Here is an 11526-nt window from a genome sequence, read left to right on the forward strand (position 1 = left end):
TAGCACGATGACGTTTTCCAATGCCCAGCGGCTGCGTCCGGTTCGACGCCACGCGATGCTCCAGGCCTGCGCGTTGGGGTTCGCGCTGGCGCTGGCCAGTGGCAGCTCGTTCGCGGCCGCCGCGCTGACTTCGCCCGCGCAAGACCCGGCCAAGACTGCTCCGGCGAGCCTGGCGGTGTCCAAGATCGATTTCAAACGCGGCGACGATGGCGCAGGCCGGTTGATCCTGAAGTTCGACGGCCAGGGCGCCAGCCCGGACCTGCGCACCCAGGGCGACAACGTGCTGGTGGACATCAGCAACGCCAAGCTGCCGCCGGAGTTGCAGCGCCCGCTCAACGTCACCGATTTCGCCACGCCGGTACAGCGCGTGGAGGTCAAGCCGTCCGGCTCCGGCTCGCAGCTGGTGCTGTCGACCAAGGGCGCCTTCGACTCGCTGGCCTACCAGACCGGTAACGAATACGTGGTCGAGATCACCCCGCGCAAGGGCCAGCCGGCCGTAGGCGGTGTGAGCCCGGCGGCGGTGACCCAGGCTGCCGCGCAGATCGCTGCGCGGGGCTACAGCGGCCGCCCGGTGACGTTCAACTTCCAGGACGTGCCGGTGCGCACCGTGCTGCAGCTGATCGCCGAAGAGTCCAACCTCAACATCGTCGCCTCCGACACCGTGCAGGGCAACGTCACCCTGCGCCTGATGAACGTGCCGTGGGACCAGGCGCTGGACATCGTGCTGCGCGCCAAGGGCCTGGACAAGCGCCGCGATGGCGGCGTGGTGTGGGTCGCACCGCAGCCGGAGCTGGCCAAGTTCGAGCAGGACAAGGAAGACGCCCGCATCGCGATCGAGAATCGCGAGGACCTGATCACCGATTACGTGCAGATCAACTACCACAACGCTGCACTTATCTTCAAAGCGCTGACCGAGGCCAAGGGGATCGGTGGCGGTGGCGGCCAGGGTGGGCAGGGCGGTGCCGGGCAACAGGACAATGGTTTCCTGTCGCCGCGCGGCCGCCTGGTGGCCGACGAACGTACCAATACGCTGATGATCAGCGACATCCCGAAGAAGGTCGCGCAGATGCGCGAGCTGATCTCGCATATCGACCGTCCGGTGGATCAAGTCCTGATCGAGGGGCGTATCGTCATCGCCACTGATACGTTTGCTCGCGATCTGGGTGCAAGGTTCGGGCTTGGTGGCACGCATACTTATGGCGATAACGTCGCGACGATCGGCAGTGGCGTGACTGGCGGTGGCACTGCGGCGAATCGTGGGTTGAACGTCAACCTGCCGACCGGTGCTTTCACTAGCGGAGCAGCTGCTCCGAGTCTGGCTTACACGCTTTTAGGTTCCAATTTCAACCTCGATCTTGAGTTGTCTGCCTTGCAGCAAGAAGGACGTGGCGAGGTGATCTCCAATCCCCGAATCGTTACCTCCAATCAACGCGAGGGCGTCATCAAGCAAGGGCGTGAAATTGGCTACGTCACGATTACCGGCGGTACCGCAGGCCAGGCGGCGACGCCGAATGTCCAGTTCAAGGAAGTATTGCTCGAGCTGAAAGTCACCCCGACGATCACCAACGACAATCGCGTCTTTTTGAACATGAACGTCAAGAAGGACGAAGTGGATCAGCTAATCGAGCTGCCCAACTATGGCACCGTACCATCCATCAATCGCCGCGAGATCAACACGGCAGTACTGGTCGACGATGGGCAGACCGTTGTCATCGGCGGCGTCTACGAATTTACCGATCGTGCCAGCGTCAACAAGGTTCCTTTCCTTGGTGATGTCCCGTTCCTCGGTAACCTGTTCAAGAGCCGCGGCCGCAGCAAGAGTAAGGCCGAGCTGCTCGTGTTCATCACGCCGAAGGTACTACGCGTCGCATCGGCAGTACGCTGACCGTACGTATTGAAAAGGGGGCCGTACCGCCGCAGGCGGTGCGGCCCCTTTTTTTTTGGACCGGGCGAGGTGCTTCCTGCGCGATCATGACCTTCGTCACTCACTGAACCTCCGGCCAGCGTCAAGTGAACCAATCGCGTTCGGATCGGTCACACTGAGCCTATGAACGCACCGCCGCTCCTTCCCCCAGAAGCCGCTGCCGCGCCCGTCGAGGACCGGTTGCATCGTCAATTCACCTCCCTGCGCGAGTCGCTGGCGCAGCGCATCGTCGGCCAGTCGGCGCTGGTCGAGCGGTTGCTGATCGCCTTGCTGGCCGACGGCCATCTGCTGGTCGAGGGCGCGCCCGGGCTGGCCAAGACCACGGCGATCCGTGCGCTGGCCTCGCGGCTGGAAGCGGACTTTGCGCGGGTGCAGTTCACCCCGGATCTGCTGCCGGCCGATCTGACCGGTACCGAGATCTGGCGCCCGCAGGACAGCCGGTTCGAATTCATGCCCGGGCCGATCTTCCATCCCATCCTGCTGGCCGACGAGATCAACCGCGCGCCGGCCAAGGTACAGTCGTCCCTGCTTGAGGCGATGGGCGAGCGGCAGGTCACCGTCGGCCGGCACACTTATGCGCTGCCGCAGCTGTTCCTGGTGATGGCGACGCAGAACCCGATCGAGCAGGAAGGCACCTTTCCATTGCCCGAAGCGCAGTTGGACCGCTTCCTGATGCATGTGCGCATCGGCTACCCACAGGCCGACGCCGAGGCGGAGATCCTGCGCCTGGCCCGCGAGGCGGCGCGCGATACGCTGGAAAAACACGAGACCGTTCCCGACAGGATTCCGCTGGAAGATGTGTTCGCGGCGCGGCGGGTGGTGCTGGATGTGCATCTGGCGCCGCAACTGGAACGGTATCTGATCGAGATCGTGCTCGCCTCGCGCGATGCACAGCGCTACGACCCCGCGTTGGGGCGGCGGATCGCCTGGGGCGCCAGCCCGCGTGGCTCGATCGCGCTGGAGCGCTGCGCGCGTGCGCGTGCATGGCTGGCCGGGCGCGACTACGTGACTCCGGACGATATCCGCGCCATCGCTCCGGATGTGCTGCGCCATCGCGTGTTGCCCAGCTATGAGGCAACTGCCGAAGGCTGGGATGGCGAGCGTCTGGTGGCCGCCTTGCTGGAAAAGATCCCGCTGCCCTGATCGGGTAGCGTGTTGCCGAGGTATGCCGTCCTCCCGCCCGACTCCGATGTCTTCGATGCCGTCTCCGCCCCCCGCACCTCCCGCCTCGTCCGTTGCCGGCCACGGCCTGCGCCCGAGTCTTGCGGAGCTGATCGCATTGCGTGGTACCGCGTTGCATCGTGGGCAGCCCGGACGCGGCCGGCATGGCCTGGTGGGTCCGGTGCCGGCCGCGACACGTGGACGCGGGATGGAGTACGCCGAGTCGCGCGACTATGTGGCCGGCGATGACGCGCGGCATATCGACTGGCGCGTCACCGCACGCACCGGGCGCGCGCATACCAAGCTGTTCCAGGCCGAGCGCGAGCGCTTGAGCCTGATCGTGGCCGATACCTCGCCCGCGCTCTATTTCGGCACGCGGGTGCGCTACAAGTCGGTCCAGGCCGCGCGCGCCGGGGCAGTGGCGGCATGGCTGGCGCAGCGGCAGGGCGATCGCATCGCCGCCTTGCGCGGTACCGCCAGCGAAGCGCCGATTGCGCCGCGCTCGGGGCAGCGTGGGGTGTTGCCGGTGCTGGATGCGCTGGCGCGCTGGTATGCCCAGCCGCCGCCCGGCGATGCCGGGCTGGAGGTCGCGCTGGACCATGCCGCTCGCTTGCTGCGTCCCGGCGCCCGGTTGACGGTGCTGGCCGATGCGCGCAGTGCCAGCACGATTTCCGCAGCCCGGTGGTCCGGCCTGGCGCTGCATCACGAAGTGGTGGTGATCGTGCTGGTCGACCCGCTGGAGTTGTCGCCACCGGCGCGCGCGCTGAGTTTCGATGTGCGCGGCGAGCGCATTGCAGTGGACCTGGCCAGCCAGTCCGCACGCGCGCGCTGGCAGGCCGAATTCGTGGCGCCACTGGAACACTTGGCCGCGATGCTGCAGGCACGCGGCGTGCGCCTGCACCGCCTGTCCACCGACGATGCCAGCGATGCCTGGCTCGGTGGCGGCGCATCCGTGCGGAGCGCATGACGATGGCACCGCAATCGCTCCCGCTGCGTGATGTGCACCTGCCGCCGTCGCCGGGCTGGTGGCCGCTGGCGCCGGGCTGGTGGCTGGTCATCGCGGTTGTCGCGCTGGTGCTGGCCGGTACGTGGTTCTGGTGGTGGCGCCGTCGCCGCCAGCAACGCCGCTGGGTGGCGGCCTTCGATGCCGAGCTGCAACGCGCGGCGACGCCGGCGCAACGCCTGGCAACGCTGTCGGTGTTGTTGCGGCGTGCGGCGCGCACGGTGGATGCGCAGGCCGACCGCCTGCAGGGCGAGGCATGGCTGCAGTTCCTGGACGGCCACAAGAGCAAGGCGAAGGCGTTTTCGCAAGGGCCGGGACGCGCGGTGCTCGACGGTGGATTCCAGCGCACGCCGGCGGTGGCCGATATCGATACCGTCCAGGCGCTGGTGCGGCAACGCTTCCTGGCGCTGATGCGGGGCCGGCGATGAACTGGCTGCAGTGGTCGCAATGGCAGGACGCGCTGGCGCATTGCGCATGGCCGTGGGCGTGGTGGCTGATGCCGCTGCCGTTGCTGATGTGGTTCTGGCCGCGCCGCGCCGCAGATGCGGCGGCATTGCGCGTGCCGTATGCCGATCAGCTACACGCCGTCGCGCAGGCGCAGCATGTGCCTGCCTTGCGGATGCCGCGCTGGTTGGCCTGGCTGGGCTGGTTCCTGCTGTGCGCCGCGTTGGCGCGCCCGCAGCAATTGGGTGAGGTCATCCAGCCACCGCGCGAGGCGCGCCAGATGATGCTGGCGGTGGACCTGTCCGGCAGCATGAGCGAACCGGACATGGTGCTGGGCGGCAACGTGGTGGACCGCCTGACCGCGGCCAAGGCGGTGTTGTCGGATTTTCTCGATCGCCGCGATGGCGATCGCGTCGGCCTGCTGGTGTTCGGACAGCGCGCCTACGCGCTCACCCCGCTGACCGCCGACCTGACGTCCGTGCGCGATCAACTGGCCGACAGCGTGGTGGGGCTGGCCGGGCGCGAGACCGCCATCGGCGATGCCATTGCACTGTCGGTCAAACGGCTGCGCGAGCAGGAGCAGGGCCAGCGCGTGGTGGTGCTGCTCACCGATGGCGTCAACACCGCCGGCGTATTGGATCCCTTGAAGGCGGCCGAACTCGCCAAGGCCGAAGGGGTGCGCGTGCACACGATCGCCTTCGGCGGCAGCGGTGGCTATTCGTTGTTCGGCGTGCCGATTCCGGCCGGCGGCAACGACGATATCGATGAGGAGGGGCTGCGCAAGATCGCCCAGCAGACCGGCGGACGCTTCTTCCGCGCACGCGATACCGCAGAGCTGGCCGGCATCTACGCCGAGCTCGATCGCCTGGAACCGGTAAAGGCGCTGGGCCCGTCGGTGCAGCCACGCGTGGAGCGGTATTACTGGCCGCTGGGGGCGGCACTGGCGGTGGCGCTGCTGGCATTCGTGTTGCCGCGGAGATGGCAATGACGGCGTTGACCGGGCTGCTCGCCTCCTTGCATCTGTTGCGTCCGGACTGGCTGTGGGCGCTGCTGGCGATCGTGCCGGCGGCGGTGCTGTGGCAACTGCGTCGCCGCAGCGCCAATGCCTGGCGGCAGAGCGTGGACGCGCACCTATTGCCGGGCTTGCTGGTTGCCGGTGGCCGACGCGGGTGGCTGGGCTTCGTGCTGGCCGCCCTGACCTATGCGCTAGCGGTGGTGGCGATGAGCGGGCCCAGCTGGCGGCAGGTCGAGCGCCCGGCGTTTCACTCGAGCATGCCCCTGGTGGTGGTGGTGGATCTGTCCTCCAGCAGCAATGCAACCGACCTGCCGCCATCGCGCCTGTTGCAGGTGCGCGCCAAGCTGGCCACGCTGCTGCGCAAGCGCGCCGGAGGCGAGGTCGCGCTGCTGGTGTATGCCGGCGAAAGCTTTACCGTCGCCCCGTTGACCGAGGACGTCAGCAATGTGGCCCTGTTTCTGGACGCGCTGTCGCCATCGGTGATGCCTGTGGATGGCAAGCGCGCCGACCGTGCCATCGATGCGGCGGCCCGTCTGTTGCAACAGGCCGGCTTCAAGCAGGGCGAGATCCTGCTGCTGAGCGACAGCGCGGACGGCTCGGCAGAAAGTGCGGCACGCACCGCACGGGCGCGAGGATTCCGCGTATCCGCCCTGGGCGTGGGCAGTGCGCGCGGCGCTGCCTATCGCACCGCAAGTGGCGAGATCGCGCAGGCACGGCTGGACGAACCCAGCCTGCGCGACCTGGCTGGTCAGGGCGGCGGGCGCTATGCGCGTATCGCGCCCGACGACGCGGATCTGCAGGCGCTGGGCGTGCTCGATCCGGCGCAACAGTCCTTGGCCGAGGAGACCACCGACGCCAGCGGCGGCAAGACCTGGCTGGACGAAGGCTATTGGCTGGTGCTGCCAGTGATGGCGCTGGCATTGCTGGCATTCCGTCGGCGTGCGGCGGTGGCACTGCTGGCGCTGGTGTGCGTCCTGCCGCTGGCCCAGCCTGCGCAGGCGGCCGATGGCACGCTGTGGCAACGCGCCGACCAGGTACAGCAGCAACACCTGGATGCTGGCGTGCAGGCCTACCGGCGCGGTGATTTCGCCGCTGCGCAAAAAGCCTTCGAACACGTGCCGACCGACGAAGGCCTGTACAACCTCGGTAACGCACTGGCGCGGCAGGGCCGCTACGACGAGGCGATTGCGGCCTACGATCGCGCGCTCAAGCAACATCCGAACCAGGCCGATGCCATCGCCAATCGCGCTGCGGTCGATGCGGCGCGCAAGCGGCAGCAGCAGGGCAACAAGGACGGGCAGGGCAAGTCCAGGGATCAGAATCAATCCGGGCAGAACAAGGCCGGCCAGAACCAGCAGAACACTCAGGGCGCGGGCCAGAATGGACAGCCGCCGCAGGACGCGCAAGGCAAGCAGGAGGGCAAGGATCCCTCGTCTGCCACGCCCGAGTCGCAGGATGGAAAGACGCAGGCCCCGCAGTCCAGCGATGGCAAGGGCGAGCCGAACACGCAGGACGCACCACCGCAGTCGGCCGACGCCAAGGCGCAACAACAGGCCGACGAAGCGCAGCGCCGCAAGATGCAGCAGGCCATGGCGCAGGCCGGCGACAAGGGCGCCGGTGCCAAGGGCAAGGCGGAAGCGGCAGTGGCGGACGAAACGCCGGAACAACGCGAACAGCGCCAGGCGGTGGAGGCATGGCTGCGGCGGGTACCGGACGATCCGGGCAGCCTGCTGCGGACCAAATTCAGGCTGGAATACGAACGCAGGCAACGGGACGGACGATGATCGGCACATACCACTTGCGCCGCGTGGCCATCGGCATGCTGAGCAGTGCCGCGCTGGTGTTCTGCGCACCGCTGGGTGCGGTGACGCGCGCCTGGCTGGACCGCGACAGCGTCAACGCCGGCGATGCGGTGACGTTGAACATCGAAACCGATCAGCGCGGGGTCGATCCGGACTACGCGCCGTTGCGCAACGACTTCGCGCTGGGCGCCAAGAGCGCCAATCAGCAGATGCAGGTGGCCAACGGCGGGGTGACGGTACGCGCCTTGTTCGGCGTGGTGCTGACCCCGCGCAAGAGCGGTGAGTTGATCGTGCCGGCGATTCGCGTCGGCGGCGAGCGCACCGAGCCGCTGCGGCTGCAGGTGGTGGGCGCGACAAACGAGGCCGCAGACAGCGGCGCCGGTGCCGCCAGCGGGCCCAGCGCGGCGCAGGGCAACGAAGAGGCCTTCGTCCAGACCCAGGTGGACGACCCGCAGCCGTTCGTGCAGCAAAGCGTGGGCGTGGTGGTGCGCCTGTATTTCGCCAACCAGCTGGCCTCCGGCGAGCTGGATCTGGAAGCGCCCGATGGTGCGTCGTTGCAACGCATCGGCGATGACGTCAGTTCGGTCAAGCTGGTCAACGGGCGTCAATACAACGTGGTGGAGCGGCGCTATCTGCTGGTGCCCGAGCGCAGCGGGCGTCTGCTGCTGCCGCCGGCGCGGTTTACTGGCCGCTCGGTGGGCGGTTTCTTCGACGATTACTTCGGCCGCGGCAACGGCGAGCTGAGCGCGCGCAGCGCCAGCATCGCGCTGCAGGTGCGTGCGCAGCCGGCCAACGCGCCGCAACCGTGGTTGCCGCTGCGCAGCCTGCAGTTGCGGTACACGGCCACCCCGCAGCGCGCCACCGCCGGCGAGGCGGCGCAGTTCGTGGTGGAAGCCAGTGCGCGTGGCGCCACCCAGGCGCAGTTCCCCGAGCTGCCCACGCCGAGCGTGCCGGATGCGCAGGTGTTCGCCGAACCGCCGCAATACGAAGAACGGTTCGTGGACGGCTCGCCGCAGTTGCGGCTGACCCGGCGCTATTCGATCGTGCCCAACCGCGCCGGCCCGCTGGTCGTACCCGGCCTGCAGGTGGCGTGGTGGGATGTGGGTGCGGCCGCGGCCAGGACGGCAACGGTGCCGGACCTGACGCTGGACGTTGCGGCGGGCAGCGGTGCGTTCGCGGCGCCTGCACCTGCACCTGCGCCGGCTGCAGGTCCGGCGACCGCCGGCCCTGCGCCTGCAGCGGCCACCGGTGCGCTGACTGTGCAGCCGCCGCCGCAGGGGCGCCCCTGGGCGTGGATCGCTGCGGCGGCAGGCTTCGCGCTGTTGTGGGTGCTCACGCTGGCATGGGCATTACTGCGCCGAGGTGGTGCGCCGCGCACGGCGGCCGGTGCCCATGGCGCAGAGATCGCCATGCCTGGACGGCGTGCGACACACGGCGTGGCCGAGTTGCGCCGCGCGCTGGATGCCGGCGGGATGGACGAGGTGGCAACCGTGCTCTGCGGCATGGCCGGTGTGGCCGATATCGACAGCGTGCTGGCCGCCCTGGCCGATCCCGCCCAGCGCGCGGCCGTGGCGCGCATGCAACGTGCGCGCTGGGGCGGCGACGGCGATGTGGCCGGTGCCCGCGCGGCGTTGCGCGAGGTATTCGCCAAAGGCCCACGCTGGCGCCACGCAAGCGCTGCAGAACCTGAGGTGCTGGCGCCGTTGTATCCACCGGCGCCTTGATCGCCTGCGCGGCGTGGGCATCGTCAGCGACTGAGGGTCATGAAGCGGTGCCTCGTGGTGCATCGCCATAGCACCTGGATCAGCGAGCAAGAACGATGCGGTCACCAGGCGGGCGCGGCCGGCGCTCGAAACTTGCTTCTCACTCTGTACTCCGGTTCTTAGCGCATCGCCACATCCATCTGGCAACTGCTCGCTACGTGTTGCTGGCCGCACGTAGTTCCGGATATCAGCTGTGTTGCCGAGGGCAAGGCGTTGCGCCTGCCGTTGGCTGCAGGGCCCTTGCCCGCCCACCATCGCGGGACACGCCGCAAGTACGTCCCTGTAGGCTCTTTGGCGGCATCCATGCCGCCAAAGGTCCCGCGACGGTGAGCGGGCAAGAGCCAGTCGTGTCGGTCGGTGTGGATGGGCGAGCAATGCACCACGTCACTCTGCGATCCATGGTGCTCGCTGGCTACACCTCTCACTTTTGCACCAACGTCTGTCTGATGCGAATGCGGACGTCTGCATCGGCATGTCAGCGCGTGCCGCGATCAGCTCTTTGAAGCAAGTGCCGATCAACGTCACGGTGCGGTGTCCTTGCCGCTTGCGGGACCGTGTGGCGGCATGGATGCCGCCACCGAGCCTCCAGGGATGGATTCACGGCGTGTCCCGCAAGCGGTGAGGGCACCGCACTCTCAACCAGCTCGGCTTTATAGCATCGATCTGGCTTCAACGCTCACGACCTCAGCCGCAGTGGATTTGGTGGTCGCAAGTTCCAAGTGCAGTGTCAGGCACGAGCTGCAAGTCACCAATCGCCGATCGCAATCTGCATGCATGCGTGCAGATTGCCGCGAGCACTCGACGACTCCGTCCACCAACGCGTTGCTGCAGCAAGCGAATCGCTCCCTCATTCACGCCGAGCCAAGCACCGGCCTTGCCTACCTGGCCTTGCGCGCGATCAGTGTTTTGCTGTTGCACCGCTCGTCACTGTCCTCGCAAGGCACACCTACCCGCGGGCAGCCGCAGAGCGGCGTGGCCGCCTCGATGGCAATGTTAAGCTGCGGTCTTTGTGTTCACACCAAGGCCGACCAGATGACTGCCTCCCCAGCCGCACGCCGCCCGGGCCTTCCCCTGCATTGGAAGATGGGTATTGGCTTTGCCGTGGGCCTGGTGCTGGGTCTGGCGGTCTACTACCTGGCCGGCAGCGACGCCGAGTGGGTGCGCCTGGCGACCAGGTACGTCACCACGCCGTTCTCGCAGGTCTTCCTCAATCTGATCTTCATGCTGATCGTGCCGCTGCTGTTTTCGGCATTGGTGATGGGCATCTCCGACATGGGCGACATTCGCGCGCTGGGGCGCGTGGGTTGGCGCACGCTGGGCTACACCGTGGTGCTGTCCGGCATCGCGGTGCTGCTGGGCCTGGTGCTGGTCAACGCGCTCAAGCCCGGTGCCGGCGTGGACCCGCAACTGGCCAATCAGCTGATCCAGCAGAACGCCGAGCGCACCCGCGAGATCATTTCCAGCTCCGGCACCCAGCCGCAGGGCATGGACATGCTGCTGTCGATCGTGCCCAGCAACGTGATCGCCGCCGCGTCCAGCAATGGCGCGATCCTGTCGCTGATGTTTTTCGCGGTGATGTTCGGCGTGGGCATGGTGCTGACCGCCGACGAAAAGGTCGCCACGCTGCGGCGCGGGATCGAAGGTGTCTTCGAGATCTCGATGACCCTGATCGGCCTGGTGATCCGCCTGGCCCCGTATGCGGTGGCCTGCTTCATGTTCAACCTGGCCGCGCTGTTCGGCTTCGATCTGTTGATCCGCCTGGGCGCCTACGTGGGCGTGGTGGTGCTGGCGCTGGGGCTGCACATGGTGGTGAGCTACGGATTGGCAGTGAAGTTCGCCGGGCGTTCGCCGCTGGGCTTCTTCCGGCAGACCCAGGAAGCCACGTTGATGGCGTTCTCCACGGCCTCCAGCAACGCCACCCTGCCAACCGCCCTGCGCGTGGCCGACGAGATGGGGCTGCCGCCGCGGGTGTCGCGCTTCGTGCTGACGGTGGGCGCCACCGCCAACCAGAACGGCACCGCGCTGTTCGAGGGCGTGACGGTGATCTTCCTGGCGCAGTTCTTCAACGTGGACCTGAGCCTCGGCCAGCAGTTCATGGTGATGCTGGTCTGCATCCTGGGCGGCATCGGCACCGCCGGCGTGCCGTCCGGCTCGCTGCCGGTGGTGGCACTGATCTGTGCCATGGTGGGGGTCAACCCGGTGGGCATCGGCATGATCCTGGGCGTCAATCACTTCCTGGACATGTGCCGCACCGCGCTCAATGTCACGGGCGATCTGGCGCTGACCACCCTGGTGGCCAAGGGCGAAGAGTAGGGATGGGGGATTTGGGATTTGGGATTGGGGATTCGGTAAAGCGATTGTTGCGCGCGTGTCGCTTCAGGGCCTTGCGCATGAAGGCCAGGCTCTACCGCTTT

Annotated in this window: 8 protein-coding genes; all 8 read left to right on the forward strand. The window is 67.6% G+C overall.

Translation table 11 applies throughout. The features are described 5' to 3' along the window. The first annotated feature begins 7 nt into the window (after positions 1 to 7). The 8 genes from ACCQ05_RS04960 to ACCQ05_RS04995 all read left to right on the forward strand — a co-directional run bounded on the left by ACCQ05_RS04960 (position 8) and on the right by ACCQ05_RS04995 (position 11425). Positions 8 to 1885, forward strand: a complete 1878-nt coding sequence (locus tag ACCQ05_RS04960) for a type IV pilus secretin PilQ (RefSeq protein ID WP_372393091.1) — start codon at positions 8 to 10, stop codon at positions 1883 to 1885. A gap of 162 nt (positions 1886 to 2047) precedes the next feature. Beyond that, the gene (locus tag ACCQ05_RS04965; protein WP_372393092.1) at positions 2048 to 3067 is read left to right on the forward strand and encodes an AAA family ATPase; all 1020 of its coding nucleotides are present in this window, start codon (positions 2048 to 2050) and stop codon (positions 3065 to 3067) included. A gap of 22 nt (positions 3068 to 3089) precedes the next feature. Beyond that, the gene (locus ACCQ05_RS04970) at positions 3090 to 4052 is read left to right on the forward strand and encodes a DUF58 domain-containing protein (protein ID WP_372393093.1); all 963 of its coding nucleotides are present in this window, start codon (positions 3090 to 3092) and stop codon (positions 4050 to 4052) included. 2 nt (positions 4053 to 4054) lie between these two features. Next, entirely contained in the window at positions 4055 to 4516 is a 462-nt protein-coding gene (locus tag ACCQ05_RS04975; RefSeq protein WP_228964127.1) for a DUF4381 domain-containing protein, read from the forward strand. Further along, positions 4513 to 5520, forward strand: coding sequence for a vWA domain-containing protein (locus ACCQ05_RS04980; protein WP_372393094.1), 1008 nt, complete (start codon positions 4513 to 4515; stop codon positions 5518 to 5520). Before ACCQ05_RS04975 ends, ACCQ05_RS04980 begins: the two co-directional genes overlap by 4 nt. Beyond that, the gene (locus ACCQ05_RS04985) at positions 5511 to 7331 is read left to right on the forward strand and encodes a tetratricopeptide repeat protein (protein ID WP_372393095.1); all 1821 of its coding nucleotides are present in this window, start codon (positions 5511 to 5513) and stop codon (positions 7329 to 7331) included. The genes ACCQ05_RS04980 and ACCQ05_RS04985 overlap by 10 nt, the downstream gene beginning before the upstream one ends. Next, on the forward strand, positions 7328 to 9073 hold the full coding sequence (locus ACCQ05_RS04990) for a BatD family protein (protein WP_372393096.1): 1746 nt from the start codon (positions 7328 to 7330) through the stop codon (positions 9071 to 9073). Before ACCQ05_RS04985 ends, ACCQ05_RS04990 begins: the two co-directional genes overlap by 4 nt. Before the next feature lie 1071 nt (positions 9074 to 10144). Then, entirely contained in the window at positions 10145 to 11425 is a 1281-nt protein-coding gene (locus tag ACCQ05_RS04995; RefSeq protein ID WP_372393097.1) for a dicarboxylate/amino acid:cation symporter, read from the forward strand. The last annotated feature ends 101 nt before the right edge of the window (positions 11426 to 11526 follow it).

The organism is Xanthomonas sp. NCPPB 3582, assembly GCF_041475735.2.
Taxonomy (GTDB): Bacteria; Pseudomonadota; Gammaproteobacteria; order Xanthomonadales; family Xanthomonadaceae; genus Xanthomonas; species Xanthomonas codiaei.